General features: G+C 73.0%; 14 protein-coding genes, 1 other RNA gene and 2 pseudogenes. 9 read left to right on the plus strand and 8 right to left on the minus strand.

All coding sequences use genetic code 11. The annotated features are described in order from the left end of the window. Positions 1-78: 78 nt before the first annotated feature. The 4 genes from AQJ66_RS34155 to AQJ66_RS34170 all read right to left on the minus strand — a co-directional run bounded on the left by AQJ66_RS34155 (position 79) and on the right by AQJ66_RS34170 (position 7,330). On the minus strand, positions 79-990 hold the full coding sequence (locus AQJ66_RS34155) for a carbohydrate ABC transporter permease (protein ID WP_061929978.1): 912 nt from the start codon (positions 988-990) through the stop codon (positions 79-81). Beyond that, positions 987-2,330, minus strand: a complete 1,344-nt coding sequence (locus AQJ66_RS34160) for a carbohydrate ABC transporter permease (protein WP_079060585.1) — start codon at positions 2,328-2,330, stop codon at positions 987-989. Before AQJ66_RS34160 ends, AQJ66_RS34155 begins: the two co-directional genes overlap by 4 nt. A 7-nt stretch (positions 2,331-2,337) precedes the next feature. Beyond that, the gene (locus AQJ66_RS34165; RefSeq protein ID WP_061929984.1) at positions 2,338-3,720 is read right to left on the minus strand and encodes an ABC transporter substrate-binding protein; all 1,383 of its coding nucleotides are present in this window, start codon (positions 3,718-3,720) and stop codon (positions 2,338-2,340) included. A 169-nt stretch (positions 3,721-3,889) separates the two neighbouring features. Further along, complete coding sequence (locus AQJ66_RS34170; RefSeq protein ID WP_061930023.1) at positions 3,890-7,330, minus strand: FHA domain-containing protein; 3,441 nt, start codon at positions 7,328-7,330, stop codon at positions 3,890-3,892. 410 nt (positions 7,331-7,740) lie between these two features. On the opposite strand from AQJ66_RS34170, the gene AQJ66_RS34175 reads away from it, so the two are divergent. From AQJ66_RS34175 to AQJ66_RS34190, 4 genes are all read left to right on the plus strand, one after another. After that, the gene (locus AQJ66_RS34175) at positions 7,741-9,426 is read left to right on the plus strand and encodes a serine/threonine-protein kinase (protein ID WP_061929987.1); all 1,686 of its coding nucleotides are present in this window, start codon (positions 7,741-7,743) and stop codon (positions 9,424-9,426) included. A gap of 111 nt (positions 9,427-9,537) precedes the next feature. After that, complete coding sequence (locus AQJ66_RS34180; RefSeq protein ID WP_061929990.1) at positions 9,538-10,764, plus strand: serine/threonine-protein kinase; 1,227 nt, start codon at positions 9,538-9,540, stop codon at positions 10,762-10,764. A gap of 66 nt (positions 10,765-10,830) precedes the next feature. After that, a complete protein-coding gene (gene prfB, locus AQJ66_RS34185) occupies positions 10,831-11,937 on the plus strand; it encodes a peptide chain release factor 2 (protein ID WP_061929993.1) in 1,107 nt (368 codons plus the stop codon). A gap of 316 nt (positions 11,938-12,253) precedes the next feature. After that, positions 12,254-13,177 (plus strand): hypothetical protein, encoded by a 924-nt coding sequence (locus tag AQJ66_RS34190; protein ID WP_061929996.1) that lies wholly within the window; start codon positions 12,254-12,256, stop codon positions 13,175-13,177. Between the two features lie 120 nt (positions 13,178-13,297). Here AQJ66_RS34190 and AQJ66_RS34195 read toward each other — a convergent pair whose 3' ends face one another. Beyond that, positions 13,298-13,489 carry a hypothetical protein gene (locus AQJ66_RS34195; protein WP_061929999.1) on the minus strand — a complete coding sequence of 64 codons (192 nt, stop codon included), beginning with the start codon at positions 13,487-13,489 and terminating at the stop codon, positions 13,298-13,300. A 232-nt stretch (positions 13,490-13,721) separates the two neighbouring features. On the opposite strand from AQJ66_RS34195, the gene ftsE reads away from it, so the two are divergent. The 5 genes from ftsE to ssrA all read left to right on the plus strand — a co-directional run bounded on the left by ftsE (position 13,722) and on the right by ssrA (position 17,662). Further along, positions 13,722-14,411, plus strand: coding sequence for a cell division ATP-binding protein FtsE (gene ftsE, locus AQJ66_RS34200; protein ID WP_031159396.1), 690 nt, complete (start codon positions 13,722-13,724; stop codon positions 14,409-14,411). A gap of 35 nt (positions 14,412-14,446) precedes the next feature. Further along, the gene (gene ftsX, locus AQJ66_RS34205) at positions 14,447-15,364 is read left to right on the plus strand and encodes a permease-like cell division protein FtsX (RefSeq protein ID WP_061930003.1); all 918 of its coding nucleotides are present in this window, start codon (positions 14,447-14,449) and stop codon (positions 15,362-15,364) included. Between the two features lie 68 nt (positions 15,365-15,432). Then, positions 15,433-16,611 (plus strand): S41 family peptidase, encoded by a 1,179-nt coding sequence (locus tag AQJ66_RS34210; protein ID WP_208611519.1) that lies wholly within the window; start codon positions 15,433-15,435, stop codon positions 16,609-16,611. 57 nt (positions 16,612-16,668) lie between these two features. After that, a complete protein-coding gene (smpB, locus tag AQJ66_RS34215; protein WP_061930006.1) occupies positions 16,669-17,148 on the plus strand; it encodes an SsrA-binding protein SmpB in 480 nt (159 codons plus the stop codon). Positions 17,149-17,275: 127 nt separating this feature from the next. Beyond that, positions 17,276-17,662, plus strand: a transfer-messenger RNA (tmRNA) gene (ssrA, locus tag AQJ66_RS34220). Between the two features lie 61 nt (positions 17,663-17,723). On the opposite strand, the gene AQJ66_RS34225 is transcribed toward ssrA, so the two are convergent. The 3 genes and pseudogenes from AQJ66_RS34225 to AQJ66_RS34235 form a co-directional block, all read right to left on the minus strand. Beyond that, positions 17,724-18,275: a GOLPH3/VPS74 family protein gene (locus tag AQJ66_RS34225; RefSeq protein WP_159052683.1), complete on the minus strand. Its 552-nt coding sequence runs from the start codon at positions 18,273-18,275 to the stop codon at positions 17,724-17,726. Positions 18,276-18,286: 11 nt separating this feature from the next. Further along, positions 18,287-18,490 (minus strand): annotated as a pseudogene (gene fdxA / locus AQJ66_RS34230) (ferredoxin); the annotation flags it as partial. Then, positions 18,487-18,837: pseudogene (locus AQJ66_RS34235) on the minus strand (2-oxoacid:ferredoxin oxidoreductase subunit beta); the annotation flags it as partial. The pseudogenes fdxA and AQJ66_RS34235, both read right to left, overlap by 4 nt.

Here is an 18,837-nt window from a genome sequence, read left to right on the forward strand (position 1 = left end):
GCCGTCCGGGGGACGGCGCGGGACCGCCGAGGGGCGGGCCGCCGGCGGCCCGCCCCTCGAAGAACGCCCGGTACCGGCCTACTTGACCGCGCCGGCCATCACCCCCGACACGAACTGCCGCTGGAACGCGAAGAACACGGCCAGCGGGATCACCATCGAGATGAACGCGCCGGGCGCCAGCACGTCGATGTTGTTCCCGAACTGCCGTACCTGCGTCTGCAGCGCCACCGTGATCGGCTGCGAACCGGACTTGGTGAACACCAGCGCGACCAGCATGTCGTTCCACACCCACAGGAACTGGAAGATGCCGAGGCTCGCGATCGCGGGCCCGCCGAGCGGCATCACCACCCGGGCGAACAGGCGCAGTTCACCCGCACCGTCCAGCCGGGCGGCCTCCAGCAGCTCGCGCGGGATCTCCGCGAAGAAGTTCCGCAGCAGGAACACCGCGAAGGGCAGGCCGAAGCCGACGTGGAACAGGATCACCCCGAGGATCGACCCGAACAGGCCGATCTTCCCGAACAGTTCGGCGATCGGGATGAGCGCCACCTGGACGGGCACCACCAGCAGGCTGACCACGCCGAGGAACCACCAGTCACGGCCCGGGAACTCCATCCACGCGAACGCGTAGCCGGCCAGCGAGCCGATCACCACGACCAGGACCGTCGCGGGCACCGTGATCAGCACCGTGTTCACCAGGGAGCCGGTGATGTCGCCGTTCTCCAGCAGCTTCTGGTAGCTGTCGAAGGTCAGCTGGGACGGCTTGCCGAACACCGTCCACCAGCCGCTCGCGCTCATGTCGCCCGGCGCGCGCAGCGAGGAGATGAGCAGGCCGATGGTCGGCACCAGCCAGAACAGGCCCACCACGAGCAGGAAGACCCGCACCAGGCCGCCGCTGAGCCGTCCCGCGATCCGCGACCCGAGTGACTCCCGGGCCGGTGCCACGGGGCCGGGGGACGTCGTCTTGCCGATGCTTCCGAGGGTCGCCGTCATCGCCTGACCTCCCGCCGCAGCCTGCGGATGTTGAACAGCATCACCGGGATCACCAGCAGCAGCAGGAACACCGCGATCGCGCTCGCGATGCCGGGCTGGCCCTCCGCGAAGCCCTTGCGGTACAGCTCCAGGGCCAGCACGTTGGCGTCGTCCTGGGAGGAGCCGGGGGCGATGATGTAGACGAGGTCGAACACCTTCAGCACGTTGATCATCAGCGTGACGACGACCACCGCGAGGACCGGCGCGAGCAGCGGCACGGTGACCTTGCGGAACACCTGCCACTCGTTGGCCCCGTCCACCCGCGCGGCCTCCAGCAGTTCCCGGGGCACGCCCGCGAGCCCCGCCGCGATCAGCACCATCGCGAAACCGGCCCACATCCACACGTACGACCCGATGATGGCCGGGGTGACCAGCGACGGGCCGAGCCAGTCGACGCCGTTGTACGGCTCCCTGAAGTTGCTCGCGGGCAGCCGCAGCCGGGCGCCGTCGGCCGCCGCCGGCAGCGTGAAGGTGCCGTCGGCGGCCGCCTCGGCGGATGCCACCACCGTGCCGCCCTTCACCGCCTCGATCCGCATCCCGGCGTAGCCCAGTTCGGACGGGTCGGGCGCGCCCAGCCTGCCGACGCCCTTGCCGCGCGTGAAGTCCTGCCAGGTGGTGCCGGTGATCCTCCCCGGCTCCGCCTTCGCCGCCACCGCCCGCTCGGCGTCGCCGGGCATCTGGTCGGGTGCGACACCGACGAGCGGCAGGGCGACCGGCTGCCCGGCCCGCACGGCGGACCTGGTGAGGAAGCCGCCGCCCTGCGGCACGAGCGGCGACTCGCGGCCCGGGTGCGCCCTGGGGAACGCCGACGACGAGGCGAAGGTGTCGTGCACCCCCACCCACACCGCGTTGGCGACGCCCTTGTCCGGGTCCTGGTCGTACACCAGCCGGAAGATGATCCCGGCCGCCAGCATCGAGATCGCCATCGGCATGAAGACGACCAGCTTGAACGCCGTTCCCCAGCGCACCCGTTCGGTCAGCACCGCGAAGACCAGACCCAGCGCGGTGGAGACGGCGGGCGCGAACACCACCCAGATGACGTTGTTCTTCAGGGCGGTGCGGATGCCGTCGTCCGTGAAGATCGCCTTGTAGTTGTCGATCCCGGCGAAACCGTCGCCGTTCGCGTCGTAGAGGCTGCGGACGATCGAGTACCCGATCGGGTAGACCACGAGCGCGCCCAGCAGCACCAGGGCCGGCAGCAGGAACAGGGCTGCCACGGCCTTGCGGGTGCCGGTCACGCTCTTGCGGCTCCTGGGTGCGGCCGGGCCCGGTGAGGCCCCGGCCGCCGCTGCCGACGCCATCGCCGGATCAGCCCCCGTTCCCGTACGCGGCCGCCGCGTCCTTCTCCAGCTTCGCCTGCGCGCCCGCGACGTCCTTCGGGTTCTTCAGGAAGTCCTGCAGGTCCTTCCACTCGCCCTTGCCCGGCGTGCCGCCGAACGCCTGCGGGGCCTGGTCGGACATGTCGAAGCGGAAGTCGTCGCCGGACGCGATCAGCGCCTTGGCGATCTTGCGCTGCACCTCGTTCGGGTACGCGGAGTCCGGCACGTTCTTGTTCGGCGAGAGGTAACCGCCCAGCTTGGCCTGGATGGTCGCCGCGTCCGGGGAGGCCAGCCAGGTGGCCAGCGCCTGCGCCGCCTTGGAGTCCTTCAGCACGACGGCCGCGTCACCGCCGGAGACCACCGGGGCGGCGGAGCCCACGGCCGGGAAGGGGAACACCTTCGCGTCCGTGCCCACCTTCGCCTTGGTGTCACCGATGTTGACCTGCGCGAAGTCGCCCTCGTAGACCATCGCCGCCTTCGGCTGGTCGCCGCCGGTGAAGGTCTGCGTGACGGAGGCCGGGAACTCGGTCTGCAGCGCGCCGTCCGCGCCGCCCGCCACGTAGTCCTTCTTGCCCCAGACCTGGGCGAGCGTGGTGAGCGCCTGCTTCACCGACGGGTCGGTCCACTTGATCTTGTGCTGGGCGAGCTGGTCGTACTTCTCGGGGCCCGCCTGCGACAGATAGACGTTCTCGAACCAGTCCGTCAGCGTCCAGCCGTCCGCGCCGCCGACCGAGAACGGCGTCACACCCGAGTCGTACACCGCCTGCGCGGCGGTCAGCAGCTCCTGCCAGGTCTTCGGCTCCTTGGCGCCCGCGTTGCCGAACGCCTTGGTGTTGTACCAGATCAGCGACTTGTTGGCGGCCTTGTAGTAGACGCCGTACTGCTTGCCGTCGACCTTGCCGATGTCCTGCCAGCCCTGCGAGTAGTTCTTCTGGAGCTCCTTGACCGCCTCCGGGCCGAGCGGCTTGGCCCACTTCTTGTCCACGGCCTGCCTGATCGCGCCCGGCTGCGGCAGCAGGGCCACGTCCGGCGGCTGGCCGCCCGCGATCTTCGAGCCGAGGAAGTTGATGATCGGGTCCTGCGCGGGCACGAACGTCACCTTCGCGCCGGTGCGCTTCTCGAACTCGGCCAGCACCTGCTTGAAGTTCTTCTGCTCGGTGCCGGTCCAGACGGCGGCGACCTCCAGGCTCGCGCCGTTCAGCTTCGGCAGGGTCACGGTGGAGCCGGACGCGCTCGCCCCGCCGTCGCCCCCGCCGTCCCCGGACTTGCTGTCACCGCCGGAGCAGGCGGTGAGCGCGAGGGCCCCCGTCAGCAAGGCGGCGCCTGTGGTGACGGCCCTGTGGGTCCGGATCGTGCTGCTCTTACTGCGCATCACTTCCCCGTTCGTCGTTCTTCGTTGAACGTCAGAACTCTGTCCCGTGCGCTCCGGTCTACGCCGGGCCGTCGGAGGGCGGCAAGAGCGCCTGCGCCGTCCGGCGGTTGATCGTGACCCGCTCGTGATCGGGGAGGCATGCGTGCCGGGGGGGGTGACTTCGGGCTTCCTAGAGGAGCGAGGGGACCTCCGCCGCCGCCACCTCGCGCGCCGCGCGTTCGACCGCGCTCGCGAGCAGGGCCAGGTCGGTGGGGCCGTTGCCGAGTTCGCGGACGGGGCGGCGGGCCGGCGGATCGCCCATCCGCTGCCACTCCAGCGGGACCACCGTGGGCCGCTGGGTCGCGGTGCGCGGGATGCGGCCCGTGACCCGGCCGCCCTGGAAGCCGATGGCCCGCCCGTCCGGATACGTCAGCCTGCCCCGCCCCGGCGCCGGCTCGTCCGGCCCGGCGGACGGCCCGTCCAGGGCTATCCGCAGGCCGGCCCGCCTCGCCGGTTCCGTCTCCGCCGTGCGGCCGCCCGTCCCGGCCGCCGCCACCAGGTGCACGCCGAGCCGCTCGCCGTCCCGGGCCACCGCCTCCAGCGCCCGCATCACCGACCCGGCTGCCGGCCGGCCCGGCGAGCCGAGCGCGGGGGAGACCAGGGCGTCCAGGTCGTCCACGACCACGACGAGCCGGGGCAGCGGGGGCGCGGCCTCGGTGCGCTGCCGGGCCGCGGCGCCGGGCCGCAGCCGCAGCGTGGAACTGGGCGGCGCCTCTATGTCGCCGCTCCCGCCGCCGGGCGCGGGGGCGGCCGGGCGGCCGCCCGAGGTGCGCTGGGTGACCATGCGGCCCGACACCTCGCGTCCGGTGTGCCACCGGGCGAAGTCGGTGCGGCCCACCAGCTCGGCCCGCCGTTTCAGCTCGGCGCTCAGCGACTGCGCGAACTCCCGCATGCGCACGGGGTCGTTGGCGATGAGATGGGTCGTCACATGCGGTATGTCCGTGCAGGCCCGCAGCCCCTCGGCGCGGCCCGCGCCCGTGCCGACGCCGTCCCGGCCGTCGATCAGCACCAGGCCCAGCCGGTCGGGCCGCTCGGCGGCGGCGAGCGAGGCGACCACGGCCCGCAGCAGCTCGGTGCGGCCGCTGCCGGCCGGCCCCTCGATGAGCAGGTGCGGCCCGTCGGCCACCAGGTCGGCGCTCAGCGGGCCGCGCGGCCCGGCGCCGAGTACCGCGCGGGCCCGGCCGCCCAGCGACTCGGTGTCGTCGGCCGCGTCCGCCCAGCGGGCCATCAGCGAGGCGGGCGTGGCCCGGGCCAGGCCCAGTTCGTCCAGCAGCCGCGCCGACTGCGGCAGCGGCACGGCCACGCGCGCGTGCCGTTCCCCGCCGGGCCCGTCCGGCCGCAGCGGCGCCAGCGCCCGCGCGAACCGCTCCGCCCAGGCGGGGGACACGGCGTCGACGGCGGCGAGCGTGCCCGGGCCCACCGGACCGGCGGGCGCGACCCGCATCAGGTGCAGCGCTCCGGCGACGTCACCGCTGAGCAGGGCCACCGCCCCGCAGTGCCGGAAGGTGGGCACGGCCGCGCAGGCGGCCTCGTACGTCTGCGCCACCGGGGAGGCGGGCGTCGCGGCCGCGGTCTCGGCCAGGCAGAGCACATGGATCCCGGCCCGCGGCCCGGCCGCGGCCAGTCGCGCCAGGGTCTCCTGGAGGGCGGCCCCACCGGGGTCCCCGTCCACGACGACGACCGTGTAGGGCCCCGGGAACCCGCCGATGCCCGCCGGCTCGCCGTTCTCCCTGGCCCAGGAGGGGCGGCGGCCGGGGGTACGGGGGTGGGCCGGCGCCGGCGTCCGCCCGGGAGCGGTGCCGAGGTCCGGTCCGGCGGGGCGGGCCGGATCCGGTCCGGCGGTCGCCTCTGCGGCCGCTGCCGCGGCCGGCTGGGCCGTGCCGCGGCCCGTCGCCGCGTAGTCCTCGACGCGGCGCAGCAGTTCCTCCGCGCGGGCCGCCGCCTGCTCGCGGTCGTATGCCAGCAGCAGGCGGCAGTCCTGGCCGTGGCCCGGGCGGACGTGCGGGAGCCAGCCGAGCCAGGACCACTCGGCGGTGCGCTCCTCCACCGGGCGCGAGCGGTCCGCGCTGATCAGCACGATCTCCAGCAGGTCGGGCGAGTGCAGCGCGGCGAGCTGGGCCAGCACCGCGCGGGCCAGGCCGGACAGCCGGGGACGCGGGCCGGCCAGGCCCAGGGCGCCCGCCTCGCGCAGCGCCGCGGTCACCGGGACGGCGGGCAGCACGCCCGACCCGTCCGGGGCGCTCCGGTCGGCCGTGCCGAGCCGGACCGTCAGCGCCTCCGGGTGCCCCGGCCCCCGCTCCCACAGCCGGGGCCCGGGGCCCAGGGCCGTCAGCAGCAGCGCGGCGGGGTCGGGCCAGGTCTCCGGCCGCTGGAGGAGATCGGCGACGGCCGGGGCGCCGTCCGTCGCGGCGCCCTCGTGCTCGTACGCCTCCGCCTCGCCCGCGAGCGGCTCCGCGCGCCCGCCGGCCAGCCGCCGCGCCCACGCGCCGAGCCCGCCCCGCCGGCGGCCGGAGGGGGGCGCGTCGGTGCCGCGCAGGGGGGTGTCCTTGCGGCTGCCGCCGTCCGGCGCCGCGTCCTGAAGGGCCGCACCGGCCGCGTACGCACCACTGGGGCCGACGACGCCGTAGTACCCCGCGTGGGTGGCCCCGTCGCCGACGACGGCCGCCGGACCCGGCGTGCCCGGCTCGGGGAGCCGCCCCGCACCGGTGTCCCCGGCCCGGCTCTCGACGCTCGGCGCCCCGGCCTGACCGGGTACCGCGGGCTGCTCGGCGTGCCGGTGCTCCTGGGCGGAGGCGTCCGCACCCGTGGTGGCCCAGCCGGCCGAGCCGAACGCGTGGGGGGCCGGTCCGGACGCCGCGCCGGCCGGAGCGGCCCCGGCGTCCGCCGCCGTGCCGTCCCCCGGGACGACCCGCACGCACCCCTCGCCGTCCGGCACCGTGCGCACCCGGGCGCCGGGCCCCCCGGACGGCGTCACCCTCAGGGCGGACTCGCCGACGCGGAGCAGGGCGCCCGCGGGGAAGCGGACCGGGCGGTCGGTCAGGCGCGTGCCGTTCAGGGACGTGCCGTTCGTCGAGCCGAGGTCGGCCACCGCGACGCGGCCGTCGGCGCCGACCGTGACCGCGCAGTGCAGGCGGGAGACGTCCGGGTCGTCGAGCGGGACGTCGGCGTCGGCGGAGCGGCCTACGGTGATCCGGCCGCCGTGCAGCAGGTGCACCCCGCCCGCGTCCGGGCCCGCGACCACGTGCAGCTGGGTCGGGGCGTCGTCCAGCTCGGGATGCGGCTCGGGGGCCGCCGGACCGCCCAGGGACAGCACGGCGCCGTCGACCAGCGGCGGCTCGCCGAGGACCGAGCGGCGGGGGTCCAGCCGGTCCGTGCCCGCGTACAGCACCACGGGGGCGCCGCCGGTGTCCCGGCCCGCCCCGCTCTCTCCGGTGACCGCCGTGGCCAGCGCCGACGCCACCGCGGCCAGGTCCGTGCCCGTGGGCGCCGTCACCAGCACGTCGCGGCTCGCGGCGCGCCCCTGCTGCGGGGACGGGCCCTGCGGGTCTACGACGGTCAGCCGGATCTGCATCGCCGTCAGCGGTCCCTTCTGCCCGGGCGCGGACTTCCCCCGCCCCCGCACGGGCACGTCGGCCAGTACTGCACGCATCCTTGCACCTGCGACCGACAACACGCCCACGGACCGGCATCAAGTGATCTTGATTGGTCGGCTCTGCCCCCAAAAGTGCCTGACCAAGGGTGCGCCGATGATCAGTTGAGATCGGTCACGCGCGCGTCCCGGCAACCATGGGACCGGGGCGAGCGTCTTCCCTTCGAACCGGCGCACAGGCCGGACACCGACCCCGACCGAGGTCGCCGGGCCCCGGCCCGAACGGACCGGCGAACATCGCCCGCAGCGCTTACGTAGTGCCCTGTGGACCGGCACTACAGTGGGTCGGAACAAACGGAACACAGGCAAGCAAGCAGCAGGGAGCGCGTGACGTGCGGCCAGTCGGCAGCAAGTACCTGCTCGAGGAGCCGCTCGGACGCGGCGCCACGGGCACCGTCTGGCGTGCCCGCCAGCGCGAGACCGCGGGTGCCGAGGCGGCCGTGCCCGGCCAGCCCGGCGAGACGGTCGCCATCAAGGTCCTCAAGGAGGAACTGGCGAGCGATCCGGACATCGTGATGCGCTTCCTGCGGGAGCGCTCCGTCCTGCTCCGGCTCACCCACCCCAACATCGTCCGGGTCCGCGACCTGGTCGTCGAGGGCGATCTGCTGGCGCTGGTCATGGACCTCGTCGACGGCCCCGACCTGCACCGCTACCTGCGCCAGAACGGCCCCTTCACACCGGTCGCCGCCGCCCTGATGACCGCGCAGATCGCCGACGCGCTCGCGGTCAGCCACGCCGACGGCGTCGTCCACCGCGACCTGAAGCCCGCCAACGTGCTGCTGCAGCAGTACGACGGCCGGATGCACCCGATGCTGACCGACTTCGGCATCGCCCGCCTCGCCGACTCCCCGGGCCTGACCCGCACCCACGAGTTCGTCGGCACGCCCGCCTACGTCGCGCCGGAGTCCGCCGAGGGCCGCCCGCAGACCTCCGCCGTCGACATCTACGGCGCCGGCATCCTGCTGTACGAGCTGGTCACCGGCCGCCCGCCGTTCTCCGGCAGCACCGCCCTGGAGGTGCTGCACCAGCACCTGAGCGCCGAACCGCGCCGCCCCTCCACCGTCCCGGACCCGCTGTGGACGGTCATAGAGCGCTGCCTGCGCAAGAACCCCGACGAGCGGCCCAGCGCCGAGAACCTCGCCCGGGGCCTGCGCGTCGTCGCCGAGGGCGTCGGCGTGCACGCGAACGCGGCGCAGATCGCCGCCGCCGAGGGGGTCGGCGCCCTGCTCGCCCCCGACCCGGCGCCGGCCGCCGTCCCGGACGTGCCCGGGGCCGCCGACCCCACCCAGGTGCTGCCCACCAACGCACCGCAGGGCGCCTACGACCCGAACGCCGCCACCAGCTTCCTGCCGCACACCGGCGGCCCGGCGGGCGCCGCCGACCCCACCGCCGTCCTGCCGAACACCGGCGCGGCCGACCCGACGGCCGTCCTGCCGCCGGTGCCGCAGGGGCAGCCGGGACAGCAGCAGCCCGATCAGCCGCACCCGTGGCAGAACCAGCTGCGCGCCGCCCGGGACCGCAACGAGCAGACCCAGATCCAGTACCTCGACCCCGACGAGGACCCGCTGCGCCGCCGCCCCCAGCGGCAGGTCGCCCGGCCGCAGCAGCAGCCCCACCCGGGTCAGCAGCCGCGCGCGCAGCAGCCGCAGCCGCGCGGCCGGCAGCGCCCGCCCGCCGGGTACGGCCAGCCGCAGCAGCACCAGCCGCAGCGGTACTCCACGCCGCAGCCCCAGCAGTACGCGCCGCCCGCCCGCCCCGAGCCGCGCCCCGCGCGCGAGCCGAGGGCGCCGCGGCAGCGCAGCGCCAACCCGATGAAGATCCCCGGGCTCGGCTGCCTGAAGGGCTGCCTGTTCACGATCGTCATCCTGGTCGTCGCGGGCTGGCTGATCTGGGACCTGACCCCGCTGCACACCTGGGTCGGCGAGGGCAGGGGCTACTGGCACCAGCTCAGCGACTGGGCCGGGAAGGTGAGCCACTGGGTCAAGCAGCTGGGCAGCGCCTCCGGCAACGGGAACTGATCGCCGGTCTATGGATTTGTCGACATCCGGCGGGTGATTTCCGTCTCCGCGGTGAAGGTTGGCTCCCCGGACGCGTAGTTTTAACGACAACACGCGTCTGTAGGAGCAGCCTTGGCACGGAAGATCGGCAGCAGGTACACCGCGAACCAGATCCTGGGGCGGGGCAGCGCCGGCACGGTGTGGCTGGGCGAGGGGCCGGACGGGCCGGTGGCCGTGAAGCTGCTGCGCGAGGACCTCGCCTCCGACCAGGAACTGGTCGGGCGCTTCGTCCAGGAGCGCACGGCCCTGCTCGGCCTGGAGCACCCGCACATCGTGTCCGTGCGCGACCTGGTCGTCGACGGCAACGACCTGGCCCTGGTCATGGACCTCGTCCGGGGCACCGACCTGCGCACCCGGCTGGAGCGGGAGCGGCGGCTCGCGCCCGAGGCGGCGGTGGCGATCGTCGCGGACGTCGCCGACGGGCTCGCGGCCGCCCACGCGGCCGGGGTCGTGCACCGGGACGTCAAGCCCGAGAACATCCTGCTGGACATGCAGGGCCCGCTGGGCCCCGGCGGCGCCCACCCGGCACTGCTCACCGACTTCGGAGTCGCCAAGCTGATCGACTCCCCGAAGCGCACCCGGGCCACCAAGATCATCGGAACGCCCGACTACCTGGCCCCGGAGATCGTCGAGGGCCTGCCGCCGCGGGCGGCCGTGGACATCTACGCGCTGGCGACCGTCCTGTACGAGCTGCTCGCCGGCTTCACGCCGTTCGGCGGCGGACACCCCGGCGCGGTGCTGCGCCGGCACGTGACCGAGACCGTCGTGCCGCTCCCCGGCATCCCCGAGGAGCTGTGGCAGCTGCTCGTGCAGTGCCTGGCCAAGGCGCCCGCCTCCCGGCTGCGCGCCTCGGAGCTGGCGACGCGGCTGCGGGAGCAGCTCCCGCTGCTGGCCGGCATGCCGCCGCTGGACGTGGACGAGCCGGACCCGGCCGAGGAGGCGGAGCAGGAGCCGGCCGCCGTGCCGGCGCCGCGCGGGACCGAGCCGGTACGGCGGCGGGGCGCGGTGTCCCTGGTGCCCGGCGCCAAGCCGGACTCCAACCGGGACACGCACACCTCGATGCGGGTGCCGGGTCCGGACGAGCTGGCCGGCGGGGCGCGCGGCACGGCCCGGGCGCCCCGGGCGGCGGGCGCGCCGCGGCCGGGGTCGGCGCGGCACCGGGCGGCGGCCCGGCGGCGCCGGATCACGCTCAGCGTCGCGGCGGTGGCCCTCGCGGCGGCCCTCGGGGTGGGGGCCTGGCTGGCCACCTCGGGCGACGACCGGCCGCCGCAGGACACGCACAGCACCTCCGCGCCCTGAGCAGGGGGACGGGCGGGCTGTCCCGGCCCGGCTCTGCCCGCTCGGCGGAGCCGTTACGCTGGAGGCGTGGCAGTCGTCGATGTATCCGAAGAGCTGAAGTCCCTCTCCTCGACCATGGAGTCGATCGAGGCCGTCCTGGACCTCGACCGGATGAGGGCAGACATCGCCGTGCTCGAGGAGCAGGCGGCCGCGCCGTCCCTGTGGGACAACCCGGACGAGGCGCAGAAGATCACCAGCCAGCTCTCCCACCTCCAGGCCGAGGTCAGGAAGGCGGAGGCGCTGCGCGGCCGGATCGACGACCTCGCGGTGCTGTTCGAGATGGCCGAGGAGGAGGACGACCCGGACACCCGCGCGGAGGCCGAGTCCGAGCTGACCTCCGTGCGCAAGGCGCTGGACGAGATGGAGGTCCGGACGCTGCTCAGCGGTGAGTACGACTCCCGCGAGGCGCTCGTCAACATCCGGGCCGAGGCGGGCGGCGTCGACGCCGCCGACTTCGCCGAGAAGCTCCAGCGCATGTACCTGCGCTGGGCCGAGCAGCGCGGCTACAAGACCGAGCTGATCGAGACGTCGTACGCCGAAGAGGCCGGCATCAAGTCGACCACCTTCGCGGTGCACGCGCCCTACGCCTACGGGACGCTGTCCGTGGAGCAGGGCACCCACCGGCTCGTGCGCATCTCGCCCTTCGACAACCAGGGGCGCCGCCAGACCTCCTTCGCGGGTGTCGAGGTGCTGCCCGTGGTCGAGCAGTCCGACCACGTCGAGATCGACGAGTCCGAGCTGCGGATCGACGTGTACCGGTCCTCGGGCCCCGGCGGCCAGGGCGTCAACACGACCGACTCCGCCGTCCGCATCACCCACCTGCCCACCGGCATCGTGGTCTCCTGCCAGAACGAGCGGTCGCAGATCCAGAACAAGGCCACCGCGATGAACGTCCTCCAGGCCAAGCTGCTCGAGCGGCGCCGGCAGGAGGAGCAGGCCAAGATGGACGCCCTCAAGGGCGACGGCGGCAACTCCTGGGGCAACCAGATGCGTTCGTACGTCCTGCACCCGTACCAGATGGTCAAGGACCTGCGCACCGAGCACGAGGTCGGCAACCCGGAGGCCGTGTTCAACGGCGAGATCGACGGGTTCCTGGAGGCCGGGATTCGCTGGCGCAAGCAGGCAGAGAAGTAACTTTGTCGACACGACCACCGACGTGACAACTGCCGCCCGCGAGGCGGCAGTTGTCTTTTGTCTGGGTTTTACATCACACTCACAGGCGCCAAGTCCCGCCAAACGACACACCGTTGGACATTGCGCGCGCAACGGCCTTGACGTTGCTTTGAAAAGTGGGAAGGGTGAAGCGTGGCATGCGTATCTTCGGGGCGCATGTGAACCGGGGGAACGGATTCGCTCGAGACTGACTCGGGCATCGTCGGCTGCCTCCGTCGATCACGGCAAGCCCCGCACGCCGCCTCATTGACGAAGAGCTACTGGGGGTAGCAACCATATGACGAAGAAGACGCGGGTCCGGGTCGCGCGCATAGCGGCCGGCGCCGTGATCGCGGCCGGGGCCTCACTGACCGCCGCGGGCGCCGCTTCCGCTCTGGACCTCGGTGTCCAGGCGGGGCCGGTCACCCTGGGTGTGAGCGCGGACGGCGGCGACGACGGTGGGAACACCGACGGCGGCGGCGGTTGTGACCCCATCGGGGTCTGCGACACCAGCGGCGGCACCTCGGACGGTGGCTCCGCCAGTATCGGCGGCTCCGCCAGCGTGGGCGGCACCACCTCTGACGGCGGTACCTCGGACGGTGGCTCCGCCAGCATCGGCGGCTCCGCCAGTGTCGGTGGCACCACCTCTGACGGCGGTACCTCGGACGGTGGCTCCGCCAGCATCGGCGGCTCCGCCAGCGTGGGCGGCACCAGCACCGACGGCGGCTCCGCCAGCATCGGCGGTTCCGACGGCGGCTCCAGCTCCAACGGTGGTAGCTCCGACGGCGGCTCCAGCTCCAACGGCGGCAGCTCCAACGGCGGCTCCAGCAGCAACGGCGGTGGCTCCAACGGCGGCGGCAGCAGCTCCGGCGGCTCCAGCTCCAACGGCGGCGGCTCCAACGGCGGCGGCTCCGACGGTGGCTCCAGCAGCACCGGTGGCAGCGGCAGCACCGGCGGTTCCGGCAGCGGCGGCAGCACCTCCGGTGGCAACCACACCACGCCCGACGGCGGCAACAACAACGTGTCGCAGGAGGAGGGCTCCTCGGCCCTCACCGACACCGGCTCGGACACCACCGCTCAGGGCGGTGACAAGCAGCTCGCCGAGACCGGTGCCGGCCAGACCGCGTTCCTGCTCGTCGGCGCCGCCACGATGATCGCCGGCGGCATCGGCTTCCGCGTGCTGCCGCGTCTGGCGAGCGGCCGGGGCGGCGCGTCCGCCTGAGCGTAGCCCCACGGCTACCCTCCGCGCACAGCGCACTCGTCGAAGGGCCCGGAGCGTGACGCTCCGGGCCCTTCGGTCGTCTTTTCAGGTGTCTGTCGAGGACTTCCTACCGCGGGCTTCTCACGCGGTCTGGTGCGCCAGCAGCGCCACCGCCGCGATCAGCACCGCGAGCAGGGCGATCAGCGCCATCGGGTTCAGCCCCGACAGGAAGCCCTCCTGCTGCAGCCGCTCGCGGTTGGCACGGCACACCGGGCACCGGCCCTCACTCACAGGCGACGCGCAGTTCGCGCACACCAACCGGTCGTACGTCATGCGCTCGCCCTCCTTGCACCGGTCATCACCCGTATAACGCGCGCGGGAACCAGAACGTTCCCACTCCACTCTGCCAGGTTCCCCCGAAAAGAGCCCGGGCGCCCGGGCAACCCGGAATCCGGCGCGGTACAAAAGCGCACAACTCTCGCCCAACCGCAACCGGGCACTGCGCCGACACACCCGGTTCGCGTAAGGTCACGCTCATCTACCCCCGGCGACCCGTGGTGCATCCGTGATCCGATTCGACAACGTCTCCAAGGTCTACCCCAAGCAGACCCGCCCCGCCCTCCGGGATGTATCCCTGGAGGTGGAGAAGGGCGAGTTCGTCTTTCTCGTGGGATCCTCCGGCTCCGGAAAGTCCACCTTCCTCAGGCTCGTGCTGCGCGAGGAGCGCTGCAGCCACGGCCAGGTGCACGTCCTGGGCAAGGACCTCGCGCGCCTGTCCAACTGGAAGGTGCCGCAGATGCGCCGCCAGCTGGGGACGGTCTTCCAGGACTTCCGCCTCCTGCCGAACAAGACGGTCGCCGAGAACGTGGCCTTCGCGCAGGAGGTCATCGGCAAGTCGCGCGGAGAGATCCGCAAGTCCGTGCCGCAGGTGCTCGACCTGGTCGGGCTCGGCGGCAAGGAGGACCGGATGCCGGGCGAGCTGTCCGGCGGTGAGCAGCAGCGCGTGGCCATCGCGCGGGCCTTCGTCAACCGGCCCAAGCTGCTGATCGCCGACGAACCCACCGGCAACCTCGACCCGCAGACCTCCGTCGGCATCATGAAGCTGCTCGACCGGATCAACCGGACGGGCACCACCGTCATCATGGCGACGCACGACCAGAACATCGTGGACCAGATGCGCAAACGCGTCATCGAGCTGGAGAAGGGCCGCCTCGTGCGCGACCAGGCCCGCGGCGTCTACGGCTACCAGCACTGAACCAAGTTCACGACGGAAAGGCTCGACCAGACGCCATGCGCGCCCAGTTCGTCCTGTCGGAGATCCGAGTAGGTCTCCGCCGCAACCTGACGATGACCTTCGCCGTCGTCGTCTCCGTGGCCCTGTCCCTGGCCCTCTTCGGCGGCTCCCTGCTGATGAGCGACCAGGTGAGTACCATGAAGGGCTACTGGTACGACAAGGTCAACGTCTCGATCTTCCTGTGCAACAAGAGCGACGCGACGTCCGACCCGAACTGCGCCAAGGGCGCGGTGACCGAGGACCAGAGGAAGCAGATCCTCGCCGACCTGAAGAAGATGCCGGTCGTCGAGCAGGTCCTCTACGAGTCGCAGGACCAGGCGTACAAGCACTACAAGCAGCAGTTCGGCAACTCGCCGCTGGCCAGCTCGCTCACGCCGGACCAGATGCAGGAGTCGTACCGGATCAAGCTGAAGGACCCGGAGAAGTACCAGGTCATCGCGAGCGCTTTCAACGGACGTGACGGCGTGCAGTCCGTGCAGGACCAGAAGGGCATCCTGGACAACCTCTTCACGCTCCTCGGATACCTGAACTGGGCCGCACGGGGTGTGATGGCGGTGATGCTGATCGTGGCGATGCTGCTGATCGTCAACACCGTGCGCGTCTCGGCGTTCAGCCGGCGGCGTGAGACCGGGATCATGCGGCTGGTCGGCGCGTCCGGGTTCTACATCCAGGCGCCGTTCATCATGGAGGCCGCCGTCGCCGGGCTCATCGGCGGGACGCTCGCCTGCTCCTTCCTGGTGATCGTGCAGTACTTCGTGATCGACCACGGAGTGGCGCTGTCCCAGAAGCTGCAGCTCATCAACTTCGTCGGCTGGGACGCGGTGGCGGCCAAGCTGCCGCTCATCCTCGCCACGAGCTTCCTGTTCCCGGCGCTGGCCGCGTTCTTCGCCCTGCGCAAGTACCTCAAGGTGTGACGCACGCCAAGACGGGCCGCGCGGTCAACCGGCCGTGCGGCCCTTCGCGTTGTCCTAGACTCACCGCCATGTCAGGCCATGACCCCTTCTGCAAGCCCCGGCGATTCGGCCGTGGGGCCGCCCTGACACTGGTCTTCGCGGGCGTGCTGGTCGCCGGGGCCGCCACCGGCTCCTTCCCGGACCCCGGTCAGGCGGGCCCGTCCGGCCGCAGGAGCGCGGCGGGACCGGCGCGTACGGACACCCGGCACGAGGCCGTGCGGCGGGCCGCCGCCGAGGCCATGGCCGACGGCAAGTCGCCCATGGAGGCCGCCGAGCGGGCCGTCAGCCGCAGCGGGGACCGCTGGGGCGCCGTCTACTCCGAGGGCGAGTACCAGGAGTTCCAGCAGGCCCTCGACGGCCGGTACACCGGTGTGGGCCTGTGGGCGCGGCGCGAGCGGGACGGCCGGATCGAGGTGACCCGGGTGCGGCCCGGATCGCCCGCGGCCGACGCCGGCATCCGCCCGGGCGACCGGCTGCGCAGCGTCGACAGGCGGCCCGTCGCCGGGCGGCCGGTCACCGAGGTGGTGTCGTTACTGCGCGGGGACGCCGAGGACGCGCCCGCCGGCACCACGGTCACCCTCGGCCTGCAGCGCGGCACGCGCGCGTGGACCGAGACACTGCGCCGGGCCCGCCTGTCCACCGACTCGGTGACCGTCCGCAGGCTGCCCGGCGGGGTCACCCTCATCCGGATCAGCGCCTTCACCCGGGGCAGCGGCGACGCCGTACGCGCCGCCCTGCGCCAGGCCCCGGCCGGCGCCGGCGTGGTGCTCGACCTGCGGGGCAACTCCGGCGGCCTGGTCACCGAGGCCGTGGACACCGCCTCCGCCTTCCTCGACGGCGGCCTGGTCGCCACCTACGACGTCGACGGCGCCCAGCGCGTCCTGCACGCCGAACCCGGCGGCGACACCACCCGGCCCCTGGTCGCCCTGGTCGACGGCGGCACCATGAGCGCGGCCGAGATGCTCACCGGCGCCCTCCAGGACCGGGGGCGCGCCGTGGTGATCGGCTCGCGCACGTTCGGCAAGGGCTCCATCCAGATGCCCACCGGGCTGCCCGACGGCTCGGTGGCGGAGCTGACCGTCGGCCACTACCGCACCCCCTCGGGCCACGCCGTGGACGGCCGGGGCATCACCCCCGACCTGGAGGCGGGCCCCACGGCCCTGCAGCGGGCGGAGACCGTTCTCACCGGGCTCGGCGACCCGTCGTAGCCCACCCGTAATGCACTTCCCCCGCACCCCCTCCATGGTGCGAAAATGGACGGCACTATGGCTAAGGAAAAAGGGCGCAAGCTGATCGCGCAGAACAAGAAGGCGCGGCACGACTACCACATCATCGACACCTACGAGGCCGGTCTCGTCCTCATGGGCACCGAGGTGAAGTCACTGCGCCAGGGGCGGGCCTCGCTGGTCGACGGCTTCGTGCAGCTGGACGGCCACGAGGCGTGGCTGCACAACGTGCACGTGCCCGAGTACAGCCAGGGCACCTGGACCAACCACAGCGCCCGCCGCAAGCGCAAGCTGCTGCTGCACCGCGCGGAGATCGAGAAGCTGGAGTCGAAGTCCCAGGAGACGGGTCACACGATCGTGCCCCTCGCCCTGTACTTCAAGGACGGCCGGGCCAAGGTCGAGATCGCGCTCGCCAAGGGCAAGAAGGAGTACGACAAGCGCCAGACCCTGCGCGAGAAGCAGGACCGGCGCGAGGCGGACCGCGCGATGGCGGCCGTGCGGCGCAAGCAGCGCGGCTAGCCGGCGGGCCGGGTCGGCAGGCCGGGGGAATACGCTGGCACCGACCCGTGTTGGTCACGTACGATGGCACCTGCACCGCACAGCAGGTGCGCAGATTGAGCTGTTTTTCAATTGAACACAGCAACATGGGGATGATCGGTTTCGACAGCGGATGTCGAAGCAGGGGAAGCGTGTCGAGGAAGCGGCCATGATCTCGTAAACCACAGGCCGAAAAAAATAATCGCCAACACCAAGCGCGATTCCTCCTCGTTCGCCCTCGCTGCCTAATCAGCAGCTGAGCGAACTCTCATAGGAGTGTCAGCCCGGGGCTGTTCCCGACCCGGATCCTGGCATCAGCTAGGGGACTAAACCTTGATCCCGGTCACGGGGTGAAGAGGGAAACCACACAGTGACTGGGCCCGTCGGCGACTTGTTCGCGTGATCGCCGGGGCCGAGAAAAGCACAGCGAACTGCACACGGAGAAGCCCTGATTCCGCACCGTTGGACGCGGGTTCGATTCCCGCCATCTCCACCTTGAAGACCCCCTCCGAGCTGCGGAAACGCAGAGCGGAGGGGGTCTTCCCATGTCCGGGCGCCTAGTAGCCGCACATCAGGCGGCGGGCGGCGGCGAGCACGCAGGACGCGACCGCCGCGCACACCGCGGTGACCGCCTCCGGCTCGTCCGCCCGCGCGGCCCGGCCCGTCGGCGCCCAGCGCCGGTGGGCGGCGTACAGCAGCCGGGACACGGTCTCGGACCGCGCCGGATCCACCGGCTCGCGCTCCGCGCCGGGATGCAGCCGTACGGTCCACCGGCCGGGTTCGGGGAACAGCAGACCCCGGGCCACCAGCCCGTCCAGGACCCGGTCGCGCACGAGCGGCGCGAGCCGCTCGATCCACTCCTCGGCCGAGCCGGCCCGCCACCGCGCGGCCAGCCGGCGCAGCACCTCGTCCTGCACCGGGTCCGCGAGCGGGCCGGGACGGTTGATCAGCAGCTGCCCGGGGCGTACGACGACCCGGCCGGCCAGCGCCAGGTCGAGCAGCACCGCTCCCGCCAGCGCGCAGCCGAGCTCCACCCGCCACGACGCCGTCCGGCCGCCGGTCGCGGCGGCCACGTGCAGGGCGACCTCGTCGGCCAGGGACGTGCTCACGCCGGCACGCGGAAGGACGCCCACTCCTCGGGCAGGTCCTCCTCGTAGAAGATCGCCTCGACCGGGCAGACCGGCTCGCACGCCCCGCAGTCCACGCATTCGTCGGGCTGGATGTACAGGGAGCGCGTGCCCTCGTAGATGCAGTCGACGGGACACTCGTCCAGGCACGCCTTGTCCCTGACGTCGACACAGGGCGCGGCGATCACGTACGTCATCGGAGGTTCCTCGGAGTCGGGACCGTCCAGGTGTCGCCGCCGGCCAGGAGGGCGGCGAGGTCGCCCTTGCCGTGCTGTTCGACGGCGGTGTCGAGCTGGTCGGTCATCAGGGTGTCGTAGACGGGGCGTTCGACGGAGCGGAAGACGCCGATGGGGGTGTGGTGGAGGGTGTCGGGGTCGGCTAGGCGGGAGAGGGCGAAGGCGGTGGTGGGGGAGGCGGTGTGCGCGTCGTGGACGAGGATGTGGGCCTCGTTGTCGGGTGTGACCGTCACGACTTCCAGGTCGCCGGTGCGCGGGTCGCGGAGGACGCCGCGGGAGCCGTCGGCGCCGAAGCGGATCGGCTGCGC

Origin of the sequence: Streptomyces bungoensis (assembly GCF_001514215.1) — a bacterium.
Lineage (GTDB): Bacteria > Actinomycetota > Actinomycetes > Streptomycetales > Streptomycetaceae > Streptomyces > Streptomyces bungoensis.